Consider the following 18,868-nt stretch of genomic DNA (forward strand, 5'->3'; position numbering starts at 1 on the left):
TCGGGGGCGGCAACCGTGTCTAGGGCGGAGGGATATCGGGAAGGCGCCATCCACGCATGGCGTGGATCTACTGCCGCCGGGCATGGCCCGGCGCTACCGAGTGTGCACCGCCCTGCCCGGCGAACCGCCTTACGCAGCGGCGGCGTCGCGGCTGTGATCGAACTGGCCGTGGCGCAGGAAATGCGCGGTCTGCCGCGCGGCATCGGGCGATACCACCAGGCCACTGTGGCTGGTACGTACCACGCAATGGTCGGCCAGGCCCGGCAGGCGTGTCTCGGCCAGGGCCACGGTACCGTCGGAGGCGTCGTCGATGGCGCCCAGCAGGCTGCCCAGGCCGTGCGGCACCGAACCGGCGATCAGGCCAACCTCGGCCCTGCCCTGCCAGTCCGGCAGGCCATCGAGCAGCAGATCGCTGCTGCGCCCCAACGCCAGGCCCCAGCCGTGCTCGGACAGCGAACGCGCAGTGCCACTGCCGCGCAGCGGCGAGCCCAGGCAGACCACGCGCTGCACATCCAGCTGCGGCTGGCGGCGCAAGGCCTCCAGCGCCAGCAATCCCCCCAGGCTGTGGCCGACCAGCGACAACGGGCCGGCATCGGCCAGCCGCTCCAGCAGCTGCGGCACGGCCACGTCGGGGCCACCGAACACCGAGGAGTAACCGAACGCGTGCACCTGGAAACCACGCGCGCGCAGGCGCCAGGCCAGCGGCCCGACCCAGGCACGGGCATTCCAGATGCCATGCAGCAGCAATACGGGGGGAGTCATGCAAACAGCCTGGCGGTCAGCGGGGCGGAAACGTACGGTGATTGAACACGCGCGCGCAGCAAGCGGCGGTGAACGTCAGGTCGCGCGCGGTGCGCGGCGCAGGATGAACTCGAGGTCCTGGGTATCACCGACCGGGAACAGGTACTCGCCGGCCTTCTCGAATCCATAGCGGGCGTAGAAACGCTGTGCGCCGAAGTTCTCCGACCACACGCCCAGCCACAGCGTGCGCGGGCCTTCGTGTTCCAGCCAGGCCAGCGCGGTTTCCAGCAGGCGGCTGCCCCAGCCGCAGCTCTGCTGCGTCTTGATCAGGTACAGGCGCTTGAGTTCGCCGTCACCGGGCTTCACGTCCGGGTGCGGCAGGCCACAGGGGCCGGCGGCGGCATGGCCGACCGCCTCCCCGTCCAGCTCCAGCAGCCACACCGCGTAATCGGGGTGGGCCAGGATCACGCGCTGGCGCTCGACCGAGTAGGCCTCCGCGAGGAAGGCCTGCAGGTCCTGCGGCGGATACAGATGGCCGAAGGTTTCGGTGAACGTGCGGGCAGCCAGCGCCGACAGGGTCGGCGCGTCGTCCACGGTGGCGCGGCGGATCGAATACATGCAGGAAGTTGACGTCAGGGCGAAGCGCGGGTCAAGCCTTTTCAGGCGATTCCGCTTCTTCTTCCTCGTCCTCTTCCTCGTCCTCTTCCTCGTACTCCTCTTCGTCCTCGTCCTCTTCTTCGCCTTCCTCGTCCTCGTCGTACTCTTCCTCTTCCTCTTCGTCGTCCTCGTAATCCTCGACGCCGAAGTCTTCACCGTCCCAACGGCCTTCGCCGTCGGCGACGAAGGTCAGGGCCATCGCCGCCGGGTTGGTTCCGACGCGAACCAGCCAACCACCGAACACGCGCGCACGCTCGGTGACCAGGGTGGCCTCGGAGCCTTCATTGCCCAGCTTTTCCCACTCCAGCGAAAACGCAAACTCGGTCATTGCCTGGATCTCCTGATCAGTTGGTCTTGGGGCGAACCTGGATGTGCACTTCGGCCAGCTGCGCGTCGACGATCGGCGACGGCGCGTCGGTCATCAGATCCTGTGCACCGGTGGTCTTCGGGAACGGGATGACGTCGCGGATCGACTCGGTGCCGGCCATCAGCGCGGCGATGCGGTCGATACCGAAGGCGATGCCACCGTGCGGCGGCGCGCCGTAGTTCAGCGCGTCGAGCAGGAAGCCGAACTTGGCGCGGGCTTCCTCGGCGCCGATGCCGAGCAGTTCGAACACCGCGCTCTGCATGTCCGGACGATGGATACGGATCGAACCACCGCCGATTTCATTGCCGTTGAGCACCATGTCGTAGCCGCGCGAAACGGCGGTACGGGCATTGGCGCGCAGGTCGGCGATGTCGTCCACGGCCGGTGCGGTGAAGGGGTGATGCAGGGCGACGTAGCGCTGTTCTTCCTCGTCCCACTCGAACATCGGGAAGTCGGTGACCCACAGCGGTGCCCAGCCGTCGGCGACCAGGCCGAAGTCCTTGCCGGCCTTCAGGCGCAGCGCGCCCATGAAGTCGGAGACCTTGTTGTAGCCACCGGCGCCGAAGAACACGATGTCACCGTTACCGGCGCCGACATGGGCGACCAGCGCGGCGAAGGATTCCTCGCTGAAGAACTTCTGGATCGGCGAGCTGATCTCGCCGTTGTCGGCAATCTTGATGTAGGCCAGGCCCTTGGCGCCGTACTTGGCGGCATGCGCTGCGTATTCGTCGATCTGCTTGCGGCTGAGCGCTGCACCGCCCGGGATGCGCAGCGCGGCGACGCGGCCTTCGGCGTCATTGGCCGGGCCGGTGAACACGGCGAACTCGCTGTCCTTGACCAGCTCGGCCACGTCGACCAGCTCCAGCGCGATGCGCAGGTCCGGCTTGTCCGAGCCGTAGCGACGCATTGCCTCGGCCCAGGTCATGCGCGGGAAGCTGGCATCCAGCTGGACGTCGACCACTTCCTTGAAGATGGCGCGGATCATGTCCTCGACGAAATCCTGCACGTCGCGCTCGCGGACGAAGGCGAATTCCATGTCCAGCTGGGTGAATTCCAGCTGGCGGTCGGCACGCAGGGCCTCGTCGCGGAAGCAGCGCGCGATCTGGTAGTAGCGGTCGAAGCCGGCCACCATCAGGATCTGCTTGAACAGCTGCGGGCTCTGCGGCAGGGCGTAGAACTCGCCCGGGTGCATGCGCGCCGGCACCAGGAAGTCGCGCGCGCCTTCCGGGGTGGCCTTGGTCAGGATCGGGGTCTCGATGTCCTGGAAGCCCTTTTCGTCCAGATGGCGGCGCAGGGCTTGCACCAGCTTGATGCGGGTGCGCTGCATGCGCTGCATTTCCGGGCGGCGCAGGTCCAGGTAGCGGTACTTCAGGCGGGTTTCCTCGCCCGGATTCTCATGGGCGTGGAACGGCAGCGGCGCGGCCTTGTTCAGCACGGTGATGGCGGTGGCGATCACTTCCATCTTGCCGGTGCGCATCTTGTCGTTCACCGCGTGGCGGGCACGCACCACGCCTTCCACCTGCAGCACATCCTCGTAGCCCAGCGACGCGGCCACGGCGAACACGTCGGCGTTGTCGACTTCCACGGTCACCTGCACGATGCCTTCATGATCTCGAAGATCGATGAAGCAGACGCCGCCCTGGTTACGGGCCACGTCGGTCCAGCCGGCGAGGGTGACAGTCTGGCCAATCAGGGTCTCATCGACCAGGCCGCAGAAGTGGGTACGCATGGGGGGAAGCTCCGCTGGAGAACGCCGGCACCGGATGGGGGCCGGAAAGCCTCGTATTCTGCGGCCGAGGCCCCGGCCGGGGCAAATCCGGCCAGTCACACCGGCTTGATCGCCCCCCTCCCTATAGTCGGGCACCTGCCACCGTATGGGATGCCGCCATGAAACCGCTGTCCCTGGCCAGCCTGGCCGTAACCCTCAGCCTGGGTGCCGCGGGCACCCTTGCCCTGCCCGCCCCTTCCGCGCATGCGCAGAGCGGCGTGGTCCGCTGCGAAAGCCAGAACAAACGCGAACGGGTCTGCAACACCGGCTGGCGCAATGCGCAGCTGGTGCGCCAGCTGTCCGGCTCGGACTGCGATGAAGGACGCACCTGGGGCAGCCGTAACGGCAGCATCTGGGTCACCAACGGTTGCCGCGCGGAATTCGTCGAGGCCCGCGGTGGCTGGGGCGGCGGCAATGGCGGTGGCTGGGGCGGCAACAACGGCCGGCCCGGCGAGACCATCCGCTGCGAGAGCCAGAACAACCGTGAGCGCAGCTGCCCGGTCGGCTGGCGCAATGCCCGCCTGGTCCGCCAGCTGTCCGGCAGCCCCTGCAACGAAGGGCGTACCTGGGGCGTGCGCAACGGCGCGGTCTGGGTCAGTGGCGGCTGCCGTGCCGAATTCGCCGAAGCCCGCGGCTGGGGCGGTGGTGGCGGTGGCTGGGGCGGCGGCAACAGCAATTACTCGGTTACCTGCAGCAGCAACAACAACCGCTCGCAGACCTGCGACTGGGATGAGCGCCAGGGCCGCCCGGTGCTGCAGCAGCAGCTGTCCGGCAGTGCCTGCCAGGAAGGCCGCAGCTGGGGCTACTCACGTGGCCAGGTGTGGGTGAGCAACGGCTGCCGCGCGCGTTTCGGTACGCGGTAAGTACACGGTCGGATCCCTGGCCGACGGCCAGGGCTCTGACCCCGGTCCGGTATCCCGCATCCACACATGGCGTGGATCTACTGAGGGCCTTTCTGGGGTCGAGGCCCTCCGCAGGAGGGATCCGACCCTGTGATCACGGGGCGGACGCTTTATCGTCGCCCCACGGTGCAGGCGGCAGGGCAACCGGCTTGCTCAGGTCGAACTGCACGCGGAAGCGGCGGCCCTCCGGGCGGGTCAGCTCGTAGACAAAGGTCTGGTCGGGATCAATCTCCATCGCCCAGGTGTTGTGCGTCGAGGCCAGCATGTCGGCGCGGCGGAACATCGCCACCGAATCGGCGTCGGCGGGGAACTGCTGGCGCTCGGCGGTGCCCGGCGGCGTGCTGTCGCCACCGTAGAGGGTGATCGCGTCGGGGCTGCCGTCTTCGTGGCGATGGTCGTGCTTCAGGCGCAGGCCGGTTTCCGTACGGGTCAGCACCCAGGTCCGCGAGTGGTCATCGCCGACATGGAACGGGATGCGCAGCTCGTGCGCCGGATCGGCACAGCCGCGCACATGCATGACCAGGCGCTGCCCGGCGAACGGATCCTTGCCGGTCGGTGCCGGCGTGTCCTCCACTACCTTGCCGGCGTAAGCCTGGCCGCAATGCGCGGCGATGGCGGCCATGAAGGCATCGGCCGGTGCGGTCGCCAGATCATGGGCGACCGTATCGGAGCGCTGCGAACACGCAGCAAGGCTGAGCAGGAGGGCGGAAGCGGTGACAACGGCAGGCAGTTTCATGCCCCAACCCTAACGGCCATGGCCGAAGTGCGCAAACCGCACGCGCAGCATCTGCTCAGCGATCGACTGCAGATGCCGCTGGCAGGGTTTCGGTGGCCGCCACCGGCGCGGCTTCGCCTTCACCCGCAGGTTCCTGTTCAACCGGATCGACATCGAACGGCGTGCGGAACACCAGCGACGGCAACAGCGTGGTCAGTGCGGCATACAGCAGCAGCGCGCCGAACAGCACCGCCGGAATCTGGAAGCGCTCGCGCATGATCGCCGCCAGCACCAGGGTGAAGATGAGGGTCGGGGCCAGCGCCAGCGAGACCCTCAGGCTGCTGCGGAAGCTCTCGCCGAACATCACCCGGCGCTGCAGCCAGACCACGCCGATGCGCAGCGGCAGCACCACCAGGGTGATCACGATGCCCAGCCCCAGCGCCTCAAAGCTCAGTGCTTCGCTGGGCACCTTGGTGCCGGCGTTGAAGAAGTAGAACGGCACGAAGAACGAGGCGAACAGGCGCAGCGCATGCAGGTTCTCGTGCGAGGCCAGCAGCGGCATGCGCTGGTGCAGCAGGCGCGCGACCAGGCCGGCGATGAAGGCACCGACCAGGTAATACACACCCAGCAGATAGGTGATGTACGCCGCGACCATGCCGACCATCACCAGCAGCGAGAACTCCGAACCCGGCGCGTGCGGCGCCACCCAGCGGCCCAGCGCGATGAACAGCAGCGGCAGGCCGACCATCATCGCCAGCAGGGCCAGGCTGGACAGCGCCATGTGCCCCGGGTCGCCGGCCTGCAGCACGATGAACAACGCGGCCAGCGCCAGCAGTTCACCGGCAATGGCCTTGCTGGTCACCCAGAACCGCTCGTCCTCGCTCAGGCCAAGCCGCGACAGCGAATCCATGATGAAACCGGTGGAGGGGGTCAGCAGCGCCAGCGCCAGCAGGCCGGCGGCCTGCCACGGCAGCCCCGCGTAGCGCCAGGCCAGCCAGCCCACACCGAACAGCGTGCCGGTACGGATCACCAGATGCGCCAGCAGCGGCCACATGCCACGGCGCAGCGCCTGCAGATCCACTTCCAGGCCGGCGAACAGGAACAGCGAGGAAATGCCCAGCGTGGCCAACAGACCGATCACCGCGTCGTGCGCCTGGTCGCCCAGCCAGAGCATGCCGATGATGCCGAACAGCAGGCAGGTCAGCGGCGCGGGCAGGCTGAAACGCTGCAGCGCGCGTGGGATCACCAGCAGCGCGAAGATCAGCAGCAGGTAGATCAGTTCATGGCTCATGGGGGACTTCCGTGTGGTTCGAACGCGCGCAGGATGCGCGCGCCGAACCGATCCGGCAAGCCACTTCTGAATGACCCCGGTTACCTCAACCGATCAGGCGATCGGCGATGCGGCCTACCTGCGCCAGCACCGTGGCACGCTGTTCGTTGCTGATCGCACCCGCCTGCAGGTAGGCGGTCAGCACCCAGGGCGTGCCGCCGGCCAGCGGCCACAACACGGCGATGTCGTTGCGCGCGTCCTCGCCGTTGCTGCCGGTCTTGTCACCGACGCGCCAGCGCTTGCCCAGGCCCGCGCGCAGGCAGGCGTCGCCGGTTTCGTTGTCGATCAGCCAATCGGCCAGCTGCTGCCGCGACGCCGGCTGCAGCACCTCGCCCAGCACCACGCGCTGCAGGATCGCAGCCATCGCCGCCGGCGTGGTGGTGTCGCGCGGATCGCCCTTGGCAAAGCTGTTCAGCTCCGGCTCCAGGCGATCACTGCGGCTCACCGCATCACCGCTCGCGCGCAGGAACGCAGTCACCGCGGGCGGGCCACCGACCACGCCGAACAGCAGGTTGGCGGCAGTGTTGTCGCTGGTGATGATCGTGGCACGGCACAGATCGCGCACGGTCATGTCCTTGCCGGCGTGGCGGCGGGTGACCGGCGCGTGCGAGAGCAGATCGGCATCGCGCACCGGCACGCGCGTGTCCAGCAACGCGGGCCTGCGCTCGGCCTGGCTGAGCACGGTGGCGGCCAGCACGCTTTTGAACGTGCTGCACATCGGGAAACGCTCGTCCTGGCGATGACCGATGCGTCGGCCGCTGGCGGTATCAAGCAGGGTCACGCCGAGGCGGCCGGCACAGGCCTTTTCCAGTGCGGCGAAGTCGGTGGCGGCGGTGAGGGCGGCATCGGTCGGTGCACTGGCGGCGGTCTTGACCGCCGCACGGGCCAGCAACGGCAGGGCAAGCGAGGAAGCAACGGCAGCACCACTGAACTGCAGGAATCGGCGACGGGCGAGCATGCGGGTTCTCCTGGGGGACCGCCCGATTATTGAAGCCTCGCACGCAGGCGACCAGCGCGAAAAATCAGCGGAAGGCATTAGCTGAATTAATGCCTGTCGCAATCAACCCTTTAATTCTTCTGAACTGGCTACTGGGAAGGTAGGATCAGCCATCACCCTGGCTCACGACTACTCCAATGCTGCACCCCACCCTGCCGCTGAACGCCCTGCGTGCCTTCGAGGCGGCCGCACGCCACCAGAACTTCACCCGTGCCGCGCTGGAGCTGTGCGTCAGCCAGGCCGCGCTGAGCCACCAGATCCGCGGGCTGGAGGACCGGCTCGGCATCCGTCTGTTCCATCGCCTGCCGCGCGGCGTGGCGCTCACCGAGGAGGGCGCGGCGCTGTATCCGGTGCTCAACGAATCGTTTGAGCGCATCTCGGCCAGCATCGCGCGCTACACCGGTGGCCCGGCCCGTGAAGTACTGACGCTGGGCGTGGTCGGCACCTTCGCCACCGGTTGGCTGTTGCCACGGCTGGCTGCGTTCGAGGCCGCGCACCCGGACATCGAGCTGCGACTGCAGACCCACAACAATCGCATTGATCTGGCCGGCGAGGGCCTGGACCTGGCGATCCGCTTCGGTGATGGCGACTGGCAGGGCCAGGCCTGCACAGCGATCCTCGACGCGCCGTTTGCACCGCTGTGCGCACCAGCATTGGCGCGGCGGCTCAAACAGCCACGCGACCTGGGCACCCTGCCCCTGCTGCGCTCCTACCGCAGCGACGAATGGCCGCGCTGGCTGCAGGCGGCAGGAGTGAGTGGCGTGGAAGCCCGCGGGCCGGTGTTCGATTCGTCGTTGACGGTGGCGATGGCCGCGGTCGGCGGTGCCGGCGTGGCGCTGCTGCCGCTGCGCATGTTCGAGCAGGAGCTGGCCGAGGGTCGCCTGCTGCAGCCATTCAGCACCACGCTGGAGCTGGGGCGCTACTGGCTCACGCGACTGCGCTCGCGTGCCGAGCGTGAGCCGGCGAAGCGGTTCCGCGAATGGCTGCAGGCGCAGGGATGAAAAAGGGGACGGAGGGGATTAAGTCGTTTGTGCCACAAACGACTTAATCCCCTCCGTCCCCTTTTTTGCGTGATCAGGACTCCAGCAGTTCCATCCACGCGGCTTCGGCTTTTTCCAGCTGGGCGGCAGCGGTTTCGCGGTCACGGCCGATCACCGCCATGCGGGTGACATCGGCGTAGTTGGCCGGGTCGGCCAGCTGGCGGTCCAGCTCGGCCAGGGCGCTTTCCAGTTCGGCCACCTTGGCTTCGGCGGCGGCCAGCTTGTGCGGGTTCACCGGCTTCTTCTGCACCACCTGAGCCACCGGCGCGGTCTTGACCACCACCGGCTCTTCCACCTGTTCCATGCGCGCCTTGGTGCCCTGCGCCTGCGGACGGGTGCGCAGCCAGGCCGCGTAGGCGTCGAGGTCGCCGTCGAACGGCTCGACCACGCCATCGGCCACGCGCCAGTAGGTATCGCAGACCAGGCCGATCAGATGGCGGTCATGCGAGACCATCACGATCGCGCCTTCGAAGGTGGCCAGTGCCTCAGCCAGCGCTTCGCGCATTTCCAGGTCAAGGTGGTTGGTCGGTTCGTCCAGCAGCAGCACATTCGGCTGCTGCCAGGCGATCAGCGCCAGCGCCAGGCGCGCGCGCTCGCCGCCGGAGAAACCATCCACCGGCTCGAACGCGCGGTCGCCCGGGAAGTTCCACTTGCCGAGGAAATCGCGGAACGACTGGTTCGGTGCGTCCGGGGCGATCTCGCGGAAATGCTCCATCGGCGACTGGCCTTCGTGCAGCGACTCCACCGTGTGCTGGGCGAAGTAGCCGATCTTCAGGTCCGGGTGCGCCATGCGCTCGCCGACGATCGGCGCCAGCTCGCCCACCAGGGTCTTCACCAGGGTGGTCTTACCGGCACCGTTGGGGCCGAGCAGGCCGATGCGCTGGCCCGCTTCCAGGCCGAAGCCGACGTTGTGCAGGATCACCGCGTCCTTGCCGTAGCCGGCCTCGACGTGGTTCAGGCGGATCAGCGAGAACGGCAGCTTGGCCGGCGGCGCGAACTCGATGCGGAACTCGCGCTCGGCACGCACCGCTTCGGTGCCGGCCAGCTTGGCCAGGCGCTTCATGCGGCTCTGCGCCTGCGCGGCCTTGCTGGCCTGCGCCTTGAAGCGGTCGATGAAGCTCTGCAGGTGGGCACGCTCGGCCTGTTCCTTCTCGTGCGCGATCTGCTGCTGGCGCAGCTGTTCGGCGCGCTGGCGCTCGAAGTCGGTGTAGCCGCCCGGGTAGAGCTTGGCGCCGCCACCGTGCAGGTGCAGGGTGTGGGTGGCCACGTTGTCGAGGAACTCGCGGTCATGCGAGATCAGCAGCAGGGTGCCCGGATACTTCAGCAGCCACTGCTCCAGCCAGTACACCGCGTCCAGATCCAGGTGGTTGGTCGGTTCGTCCAGCAGCAGCAGGTCGCTTGGCATCATCAGCGCGCGGGCCAGGTTCAGGCGCACGCGCCAGCCGCCGGAGAACGAGGACACCGCGCGGTGGTGGGTCTCTGCCGGGAAACCGAGGCCGTGCAGCAGCTTGCCGGCGCGCGCTTCGGCGTCGTAGGCATTGAGCTCGGCCATCTTCGTGTGCGCCTCGGCCACCGCTTCCCAGTCTTCGCGGGCGGTCGCCTCGGCCTCGGCGGCCAGCACGGCGGCCACTTCGGTATCACCGCCCAGCACGAAGCTCAGCGCCGGGTCCGGCAGCGACGGGGTTTCCTGGGCGACGCTGGCGATGCGCACCTTGCCGGGCAGATCGACATCGCCCTTGTCCGCCTCCAGCTCGCCCTTCACCGCCGCGAACAGGCTGGACTTGCCAGCACCGTTGCGGCCGACCACACCCACCCGGTAACCGGCGTGCAGGGTCAGGTCGACATTGGACAACAGCAGCCGCTCGCCGCGGCGCAAGGCGAAATTACGAAGGGAAATCATCGGGGGAGGCGTCCATATAACCAGATGGAATGTGCTGGTGAGCACTGTTCCTGCGACGCAATTCTAGCGTTAACGAATACTTGACGCGTCCCGGGATGCGCGGCGGCCGGCGTTCCTCTCTCCCACGTCCTTGCCGCGCGCGTCCCGGGCTCCCTCCCCCGCCAGTGCCGATCCGGGCTAAATGGTTGCTGCTGCAACGTTTTTTCCGATGACCGGCATTTGACACGCACTGAATATCCCGTTAATTCCTGCTTTGCGCACCGCAACAACCGCCGTCCGCCTCACCCCCGTGATGTCGATTCCGGTGCCGCCCCCGCCAACCGGAGCTCCGTCCCGATGACCCGCAAGACCAGCCTGATCGCCGCCGCCGTCGCTGTCGCACTCGGTGGCTCTCCGTTCGTTGCCGCTGCCCAGCAGGCCGGCACCGCCGCCAACACCCTGGACACGGTGATCGTCACCGGCACCCGCGTGGCCGACCGCACGGTGGCCGAATCGCAGTCGCCGATCGACATCATCACCCCCGAAGCCCTGCAGTCCACCGGCACCAGCGAGCTGGCCACCGCCCTGTCGCGCGCCCTGCCCTCGCTGAACTTCCCGCGCCCGGCGCTGACCGATGGCACCAGCGGTGTGCGCCCGGCGCAGCTGCGCGGCCTGTCACCGGACCAGGTGCTGGTGCTGGTCGACGGCAAGCGCCGCCACACCTCGGCGATGATCAACGTCAACGGCAGCATCGGCCGTGGTTCGTCGGCGGTGGACATCAATGCGATCCCGATCGCCGCCATCGAGCGCGTGGAAGTGCTGCGCGACGGTGCGTCGGCGCAGTACGGCTCGGACGCCATCGCCGGCGTCATCAACATCGTGCTCAAGGGCAGCGGCAGTGGCGGCAGCCTGGCGGTGGACTACGGCCAGTACTCTGCCGGTGACGGCAACAAGTACCAGCTCTCCGGCGATACCGGCGTCGAGTTCGGCAACGGCCGTGGCCGCGTGCACGTGGCCGGCCAGATCAGCCAGCAGGATGAAAGCAACCGCGCCGGCCCGTACCGCGGCACCACCCCGAACACCGGCAACTTCCCGAGCATCGGCCAGAAGACTTTCATCGTCGGCGACCCGCGCGTGGATGCGACTGCGGCTTCGGTCAACGCCAGCTTCGATTTCAGCGACCGCGTGACCGGCTACGCCAGCGCGCTGCTCAGCAACCGCGACATCACCTCGTTCGCGTTCTACCGCTCGCGCAACCACAGCGGGCAGAGCGCGCTGCTGGCGCAGACCTACCCGGACGGATTCGTGCCGGAGATCAACCAGTACTCCAAGGACCGCTCGCTGGTGGCCGGGGTCAAGGGCAACACCGACAACGGCTGGACCTGGGACCTGAGCCTGAACCACGGCGAGAACACCCTCGACTTCCACACCCGCAACAGCATCAACTACAGCCTCGGCGCAACCAGCCCGCGCTCGTTCTACGACGGCACGCTGAAGTACCAGCAGGACATCTTCAATGCCGACCTGACCAAGTCGCTGGACTGGGGCCTGGCCTACCCGGTCACGCTGTCCTTCGGCGGTGAGTACCGCAAGGAAAAGTGGGACCAGAAGCCGGGCGAGCTGAACTCGTACACCGGCAGCGGCGCGCAGGGCTTCGGTGGCTTCACCCCGACCAATGAAGTGCATGCCGACCGCCACAACTACGCGGTCTATGCCGGCCTGGAAGCGGACCTGACCGAGAAGTTCTCGGCCGGCATCACCGGCCGCTACGAGGATTACTCGGACTTCGGCGACCGCTTCTCCGGCAAGCTGTCGGCGCGCTACGCGTTCACCGACAAGGTCGCGCTGCGGGCCACCGCGTCCAGCGGCTTCCGTGCGCCGTCGCTGGCGCAGCAGGGCTACCAGGCGGTCACCAGCCAGTTCCTCAACGGTGTGTTCGTCGAGCGCGGCACCTTCCCGACCACCAGCCCGGCTGCGCAGGCGCTGGGCGCCTCGCCGCTGAAGGCCGAGACCTCCACCTCCTACAGCCTGGGCCTGGTGCTGCAGCCGGTCGACCGCCTGTACATCACCGTCGACGCCTACCAGATCGACATCGATGACCGCATCGCATTGTCGTCCAGCATCACCACCAACACCGCCACCAGCGCGCTGCTGGGCACGCTGGGCCTGCCGCAGGTGACCGCGTTCTCGTACTTCACCAACGGCCTGGATACGCGCACCCGCGGTGTCGATTTCGTGTCCAGCTACACGGTGCCCTTCAGCGCCAGCAGCCTGGAACTGACCGCCGCGTACAGCTACAACGACACCGAAGTGCGCCGCGTCGGCGGCACCCCGGCGGTGTTCGGCACGCTGGGCCTGACCCAGTCGCTGATCGGCCGCGATGAGATCGGCCGCATCGAGGACAGCTATCCGCGCGACAAGGCGATCCTGAGCGGCACCTGGCGTTCGGACCACTGGGAACTGGGTCTGGCCGCGACCCGCTACGGCAAATTCACCGTGCGCAACTCGGCCACCGCACTGCGCGACCAGACCTATGGCGACGCCTGGGTGGTGGATGCCTCGGCCAGCTACAAGCCGAGCAGCAACTGGACCCTGACCGTGGGCGCCGACAACCTGCTGGACAAGTACCCGGACCGCACCGAAGACCTGCAGAACTCCACCTTCGGCATGCTGCCGTACAGCAACTACTCGCCGTTCGGCTTCAACGGCGCGTACGTATACGGCCGGGTCAAGTACACCTGGTAAGCGCTGGCGGGCGCCTCTCTGGTAGTGCCGGCCGCTGGCCGGCAACTCCCTGGTGGGGTCAGATCCTTTTTCCTGCGGGAGAGGGATCTGACCCCATTCGCATTTAAGGTTTGCCGTATCTGGCGTCATCGGTGAAAATCGGGATACCCCCGTTTTTCTGCGAGTGCCGATGCACCATGACACCGACCTGATCAACATCGTTGCCGTTGGCCTCGGGCTCGCCTTCATCTTCGGCGCGCTGGCCAACAAGCTCCGCTTGTCTCCCTTGGTCGGTTACCTGGTTGCTGGCATCTGCGTAGGCCCGTTCACCCCCGGCTTCGTCGCCGACCAGGCGCTGGCCAACCAGCTGGCCGAGCTGGGCGTGATGCTGCTGATGTTCGGCGTCGGCCTGCACTTCTCGCTGAAGGACCTGATGGCGGTCAAGGCCATCGCCATCCCCGGTGCCATCGGCCAGATCGCGGTCGCTACCCTGCTCGGCTGGGGCGTGGCCTCGCTGATGGGCTGGCCAGCCCTGCATGGCGTCATCTTCGGTTTCTCGCTGGCCACCGCCAGTACCGTGGTACTGCTGCGGGCGATGGAGGAGCGCCGCCTGCTGGAGACCATGCGCGGCAAGATCGCGGTCGGCTGGCTGATCGTGGAAGACCTGGCCTGTGTGCTGGCGCTGGTGATGATGCCGGTGATGGCCGGTGTGTTCGGCCCCGATGCGGCCAAGGAATCGCACTCGCTGGGCAGCGTGCTGGCCGACATCGGCTGGACCTTCGTGCAGCTGGGCCTGTTCGTGGCGGTGATGCTGGTGGTCGGACGCCGGGTCATCCCGTGGATCCTCGAACGCATCGCCGGCACCGGATCGCGCGAACTGTTCACCCTGTCGGTGCTGGCGATCGCGCTGGGCGTGGCGTTCGGCTCGGCGATGCTGTTCGGCGTCTCGTTCGCGCTGGGCGCGTTCTTCGCCGGCATGCTGCTCAACGAATCGGAGCTGAGCCACAAGGCCGCACATGATTCGCTGCCGCTGCGCGATGCGTTCGCGGTGCTGTTCTTCGTCTCGGTCGGCATGCTGTTCGACCCCAACATCCTCGTCCAGCACCCTTGGCAGGTGCTGGCCACGGTGCTGATCATCATGTTCGGCAAGTCGGCCGCCGCGTTCTTCATCGTGCGCGCGTTCGGCCACCCGACCAGCACTGCGCTGACCATCTCGGCCAGCCTGGCGCAGATCGGCGAATTCGCCTTCATCATCGCCGGCCTCGGCGTCGCGCTGCAGATCCTGCCGAAGGAAGGCCAGTCGCTGGTGCTGGCCGGTGCGCTGGTGTCGATCATGCTCAACCCGCTGGTGTTCGGGCTGCTTGACCGTTGGCAGGCCAAGCAGGAGCAGTCGCCCCAGGCCGCCGAGCCGGAAGAGGCCACCGGCCCCTCGCGTGACCTGCATGACCATGCCATCGTCATTGGTTACGGCCGGGTCGGCAGCGAGCTGGCGCAGGTGCTGCGCGATCGTGGCGTGCCGGTGCTGGTGATCGATGACAACAAGGAGCACGTCGAACAGGCGCACGCCAAGGGCCTGGCGGCGATCCGTGGTAGTGCTGCTGCCGACCGCGTGCTGGCCGAAGCGCATCCGGAACGCGCGAAGATTGCGGTGCTGGCGATTCCTCAGCCGCTGGAAGCCGGTAAGGCGCTGGCCAAGCTGCGTGCGATCAATCCGGATCTGACCCTGCTGGCGCGAGCACACAGCGATGCAGAGGTGAAGCATCTGTTGGAGCACGGTGCGGATGGCACGGTGATGGCCGAGCGTGAGCTGGCGTACTCGCTGGCCGAGATGGTGATGGCCACGCCGCCGTATCGCGGGCTGGGACAGCACAGTATTCCGGTGGTGTGAGGAGTGTGGGTGCGGCAGGGCTTGCAGCCCTGCACCTGCTGAAGCAACGGCAACGACAAAAGCAAAAGCTGGCATTCCGTGGGATGGCGGGGGGCCGCGCTGCTGTTGGTAGGTGTCGACCTTGGTCGACACGGCGGCGCATGCGGTCAGATCCGTTTTCCGCAGGAGAACAGACCTGACCCCGGAAACAAAAAAATCCCCGGTCGACCCGCATCGACCGGGGATCTGGATCGCCACGTTGCCATGCCTCGGAGAGGCAGTTCCACCGTAGCGCATCGCGGTGCCGGTGGTGATCGCCTGTGGCGATGACGACCAAGCGTGCGGCTATCAGGCGCCTGCCAGGGCCTGCTCCAGGTCGGCACGCAGGTCGCCGATGTGCTCGATGCCGATCGACAGCCGCACGGTGTCCTCGCTGACGCCGGCCTTGGCCAGTTCGGCGGCATCCAGCTGGCGATGGGTGGTCGAGGCCGGATGGGTGGCCAGCGATTTTGCATCGCCCAGGTTGACCAGGCGGGTGAACAGCTTCAGCGCATCGAGGAAACGTGCGCCGGCTTCACGGCCGCCCGGCAGGCCGAAGGTCAGTACGCCCGAGCCGTGCCCACCCAGGTAACGTTGCGCGGCGGCATGCTCGGGGTCGTCGGCCAGCCCGGCGTAGCGCACCCAGGCCACCTTTGCGTGTGACTTCAGAAACTGCGCGACAGCCAGCGCGTTGGCGTTGATGCGCTCCATGCGCAGCGCCAGGGTTTCAATGCCCTGCAGGATCAGGAACGCATTGAACGGCGACAGCGCCGCGCCGGTATTGCGCAGCGGCACCACCCGCGCGCGGCCGATGTAGGCCGCCGACCCCAGCGCTTCGGTATAGACCACGCCGTGATAGCTGGGGTCGGGCTGGTTGAGCCGTGCGAAGCGCTGGGGTTGTGCAGCCCAGTCGAAGCGGCCGGAATCGACGATCGCGCCGCCGAGGCTGTTGCCGTGGCCGCCGAGGTACTTGGTCAGCGAATGCACCACGATGTCGGCGCCGTGCTCGAACGGGCGCAGCAGGAACGGCGTGGCCACGGTGTTGTCGACAATCAGCGGCACGCCAGCGGCATGCGCGACCTCGGCAATCGCCGCGATGTCGGTGACGTTGCCACGCGGGTTGCCGATCGATTCGACGAACACCGCCTTGGTGCGTTCGTCGATCAGCGCGGCGAAGGCGGACGGATCGGCCGGGTCGGCGAAGCGCGCCTGGATGCCGTACTGCGGCAGCGTGTGGGCCAGCAGGTTGAGGCTGCCGCCATACAGCGCACTGGAGGCAACGATGTTGTCACCGGCCTCGGCAATGGTCTGGATGGCATAGGTGATCGCCGCCTGCCCCGAGGCCAGTGCCAGCGCGCCGATGCCCCCCTCCAGCGCGGCCAGGCGCTGTTCCAGCACGTCGGTGGTGGGGTTCATGATGCGGGTGTAGATGTTGCCGGGCACCTTCAGGTCGAACAGATCGGCGCCGTGCTGGGTGTCATCGAAGGCATACGCCACCGTCTGGTAGATCGGCACCGCCACCGCGCGGGTGGTCGGGTCGGGACGGTAGCCGCCGTGCACGGCCAGGGTTTCCAGTTGCCACTGCGGGTCGCTCATTGCGCCAGGCTCCATCCGGGGAAACCGCCACCATAGGCCAGCCAGAACCACGCGCTGAAAGCTGCTGGCGATGACGCCAGTACCACCGGTTATCAGGTTGGCCGCGATTCAGGCAGCCGTCATGGGCCGTTGCTAGGCTTCGCCGCCGGGCGCTCCTGCCCGGGCACGGAGGCCCAACGCGCATGCAGCCATCCCCTTGGACACCCACCGCCAGCGGCACTCCGACCCCGGTGCTGCTGGTGGAGGACGACCGCCGCCTGGCCGAGCTGGTCAGTGACTACCTTCACGAACACGGCTTCGCCGTGCAGCATGTGGCCCGTGGCGACCTCGCCGGTGCGGCCTGCCGCCAGCACGCGCCGGAACTGGTGGTGCTGGACCTGATGCTGCCCGGCCTCGGCGGCATAGACGTGTGCCGGCAGATCCGCAGCTTCTCCGATGTGCCGATCCTGATGCTGACCGCCTGCGAGGACGACATCGAACAGGTGCTCGGCCTGGAATCGGGCGCCGACGACTATGTGCACAAGCCGATCGAGCCGCGCCTGCTGCTGGCCCGCCTGCGCGCCCTGCTGCGCCGCCGCCATGGCAGCAGCAACACCGGCACCCCCTGCCGCCTGATGCACGGCGAGCTGCTGATCGACCGCATGCAGCGCGAGGTGCATCTGCACGGCCAGCCGGTGGACATGGGCACCACCGAATTCGAGATCCTGTGGCTGCTGGCCAGCCAGCCGGGGCAGATTCTCTCGCGTGACCAGATCCTGCAGGCGGTGCGCGGCATCGGCTTCGACGGGCTGGACCGCAGTGTCGATGTCAGCATCGGCAAGCTTCGCCGCAAGCTGGGCGATGACGCGCGCGAACCGCGGCGGATCAAGACGGTGTGGGGCCGCGGCTACCAGTTCAATCCCTCGTCCTGGTCGGCATGAAGCGGCTGTTTCTGCGCCTGTGGCTGGTGGTCGGCGCGAGCTTCCTGATCACCCTGCTGCTGATCAACGTGATCTTCGATCGCATCTACCTGCCGTTCCAGCAGCGTGTGTTCGCAGAGCAGGTGCGCGGCCAGTTGTATGCATTGCGGCAGGGGTTGGACGGAAAGGACTCCGCCGCCCAGCAGGATCAGCTGGCGCAATGGCAACCCCACTATGGCATCGCATTGGCTCTGCTGCCGTCAGCACCGGCCCTCGCGGCCGGCGAACAGGAACAGCTGCAGCGCAACGGGCTCATTTCCCGGCAGAAGTTCGAGATCGTACTGGCGCCGCTTGATCCACTGCATCCCGATGGCCCCTGGCTGCGCCTGCATCTACCAGGCGAGCCGTCGATGACCCTCTATCTCACCCTGATCGCCTATTCGGTAATGCTGGCCCTGTTCGGGCTGTGCCTGTACGCCTGGGTGCGCCTGCTCTGGCGCGATCTGGACGCGCTGCGCGTGCACGCCGATCGCATCGGTGCCGGCGATCTGCAGGCGCGCGCGCAGGTTTCGCCACGCTCGCAGATACGCGTCATCGTCGACCATTCCAACCGCATGGCCGCACGCGTGGCCGAACTGGTCCAGCGCCAGCGCGACCTCACCCATGCCATATCGCACGAACTGCGCACGCCCATCGCGCGCGTGGCCTTCGGCCTGGACCTGATGCAGGACAGCGACGATCACGAACGCCGTACACGGCTGGCACAGGGGCTGCACGGCGACCTGGCCGAACTCAACCGGCTGGTCAGCGAACTGCTGGCCTATGAGCGTCTGGAGCATCCCGGCGAAGGCGAGCCGATGCAGCGCATTGAAGCCAACGACTGGCTGCAGGCCTGCCTGGCCGATGCACGCCGTGATGCCGAACGAGCCGGCGTGGTCCTGCGCGTGCAGCCCAGTGCGTTGCCGCGGGTGGATGCCGAACCGCGGCTGCTGCAGCTGGCGCTGAGCAATCTGGTAGGCAATGCGCTGCGCCACGCGCATTCGCAGGTCGAAGTCTCACTGGTCGGTGTGGGTGGCCGCGCGTGCCTGCGCGTGGATGATGACGGCCCGGGCATCGCCGAGGCCGACCATGAAAAAGTGATGCGCCCGTTCACCCGCCTGGATGACAGCCGCAGCCGCGATACCGGTGGCTTCGGCCTGGGCCTGGCCATCGTCAACCGCATTGCAGCCCGCCACGGCGGCGAGCTGCGCATCAGCCGCGCCACGCTGGGTGGCGCGCGCCTGGAAATGCACTGGCCGCTGGCTGCCAGCTGAACGCCCACGGGCGCCATTACAGTTGATTACAACT

15 protein-coding genes are annotated in these 18,868 nt (G+C 67.5%); 6 read left to right on the forward strand and 9 right to left on the reverse strand.

Annotation, left to right across the window (positions count from 1 at the left end):
• Positions 1-129 precede the first annotated feature (129 nt).
• From ACSYAO_RS17035 to aspS, 4 genes are all read right to left on the reverse strand, one after another.
• Positions 130-762, reverse strand: coding sequence for an esterase/lipase family protein (locus tag ACSYAO_RS17035; protein WP_032128532.1), 633 nt, complete (start codon positions 760-762; stop codon positions 130-132).
• A gap of 75 nt (positions 763-837) precedes the next feature.
• Positions 838-1,359, reverse strand: a complete 522-nt coding sequence (locus tag ACSYAO_RS17040; protein ID WP_134951171.1) for a GNAT family N-acetyltransferase — start codon at positions 1,357-1,359, stop codon at positions 838-840.
• A gap of 31 nt (positions 1,360-1,390) precedes the next feature.
• Complete coding sequence (locus ACSYAO_RS17045; RefSeq protein ID WP_149908703.1) at positions 1,391-1,726, reverse strand: DNA primase; 336 nt, start codon at positions 1,724-1,726, stop codon at positions 1,391-1,393.
• A 16-nt stretch (positions 1,727-1,742) separates the two neighbouring features.
• Complete coding sequence (gene aspS / locus ACSYAO_RS17050) at positions 1,743-3,494, reverse strand: aspartate--tRNA ligase (RefSeq protein ID WP_149908704.1); 1,752 nt, start codon at positions 3,492-3,494, stop codon at positions 1,743-1,745.
• A gap of 158 nt (positions 3,495-3,652) precedes the next feature.
• On the opposite strand from aspS, the gene ACSYAO_RS17055 reads away from it, so the two are divergent.
• A complete protein-coding gene (locus tag ACSYAO_RS17055) occupies positions 3,653-4,396 on the forward strand; it encodes a DUF3011 domain-containing protein (protein ID WP_049461393.1) in 744 nt (247 codons plus the stop codon).
• Positions 4,397-4,529: 133 nt separating this feature from the next.
• Here ACSYAO_RS17055 and ACSYAO_RS17060 read toward each other — a convergent pair whose 3' ends face one another.
• The 3 genes from ACSYAO_RS17060 to blaL2 form a co-directional block, all read right to left on the reverse strand.
• Positions 4,530-5,171 (reverse strand): hypothetical protein, encoded by a 642-nt coding sequence (locus tag ACSYAO_RS17060; RefSeq protein WP_049422905.1) that lies wholly within the window; start codon positions 5,169-5,171, stop codon positions 4,530-4,532.
• 55 nt (positions 5,172-5,226) lie between these two features.
• Positions 5,227-6,441 (reverse strand): cation:proton antiporter, encoded by a 1,215-nt coding sequence (locus ACSYAO_RS17065; protein ID WP_032128538.1) that lies wholly within the window; start codon positions 6,439-6,441, stop codon positions 5,227-5,229.
• Between the two features lie 85 nt (positions 6,442-6,526).
• Entirely contained in the window at positions 6,527-7,438 is a 912-nt protein-coding gene (blaL2, locus tag ACSYAO_RS17070) for a L2 family extended-spectrum class A beta-lactamase (protein WP_049461397.1), read from the reverse strand.
• 176 nt (positions 7,439-7,614) lie between these two features.
• Here blaL2 and ampR point away from each other — a divergent pair, with 176 nt between their 5' ends.
• Positions 7,615-8,478, forward strand: a complete 864-nt coding sequence (gene ampR / locus ACSYAO_RS17075) for a LysR family transcriptional regulator AmpR (protein WP_012511908.1) — start codon at positions 7,615-7,617, stop codon at positions 8,476-8,478.
• Between the two features lie 73 nt (positions 8,479-8,551).
• On the opposite strand, the gene ACSYAO_RS17080 is transcribed toward ampR, so the two are convergent.
• Positions 8,552-10,417 carry an ABC-F family ATP-binding cassette domain-containing protein gene (locus ACSYAO_RS17080; protein WP_149908705.1) on the reverse strand — a complete coding sequence of 622 codons (1,866 nt, stop codon included), beginning with the start codon at positions 10,415-10,417 and terminating at the stop codon, positions 8,552-8,554.
• A gap of 336 nt (positions 10,418-10,753) precedes the next feature.
• Here ACSYAO_RS17080 and ACSYAO_RS17085 point away from each other — a divergent pair, with 336 nt between their 5' ends.
• Positions 10,754-13,141 carry a TonB-dependent receptor plug domain-containing protein gene (locus ACSYAO_RS17085; RefSeq protein ID WP_032128541.1) on the forward strand — a complete coding sequence of 796 codons (2,388 nt, stop codon included), beginning with the start codon at positions 10,754-10,756 and terminating at the stop codon, positions 13,139-13,141.
• Between the two features lie 169 nt (positions 13,142-13,310).
• Entirely contained in the window at positions 13,311-15,008 is a 1,698-nt protein-coding gene (gene ybaL / locus ACSYAO_RS17090) for a YbaL family putative K(+) efflux transporter (RefSeq protein ID WP_149908706.1), read from the forward strand.
• 327 nt (positions 15,009-15,335) lie between these two features.
• Here ybaL and ACSYAO_RS17095 read toward each other — a convergent pair whose 3' ends face one another.
• Positions 15,336-16,622: an O-acetylhomoserine aminocarboxypropyltransferase/cysteine synthase family protein gene (locus tag ACSYAO_RS17095; protein ID WP_049461519.1), complete on the reverse strand. Its 1,287-nt coding sequence runs from the start codon at positions 16,620-16,622 to the stop codon at positions 15,336-15,338.
• Positions 16,623-16,804: 182 nt separating this feature from the next.
• Here ACSYAO_RS17095 and ACSYAO_RS17100 point away from each other — a divergent pair, with 182 nt between their 5' ends.
• The gene (locus tag ACSYAO_RS17100) at positions 16,805-17,542 is read left to right on the forward strand and encodes a response regulator transcription factor (RefSeq protein ID WP_049461520.1); all 738 of its coding nucleotides are present in this window, start codon (positions 16,805-16,807) and stop codon (positions 17,540-17,542) included.
• Positions 17,539-18,834, forward strand: coding sequence for an ATP-binding protein (locus ACSYAO_RS17105; RefSeq protein WP_149908707.1), 1,296 nt, complete (start codon positions 17,539-17,541; stop codon positions 18,832-18,834). Before ACSYAO_RS17100 ends, ACSYAO_RS17105 begins: the two co-directional genes overlap by 4 nt.
• Positions 18,835-18,868 lie beyond the last annotated feature (34 nt).

The organism is Stenotrophomonas sp. STK16_22, from assembly GCF_051984505.1.
In the GTDB taxonomy this organism is placed as follows: Bacteria; Pseudomonadota; Gammaproteobacteria; order Xanthomonadales; family Xanthomonadaceae; genus Stenotrophomonas; species Stenotrophomonas maltophilia_A.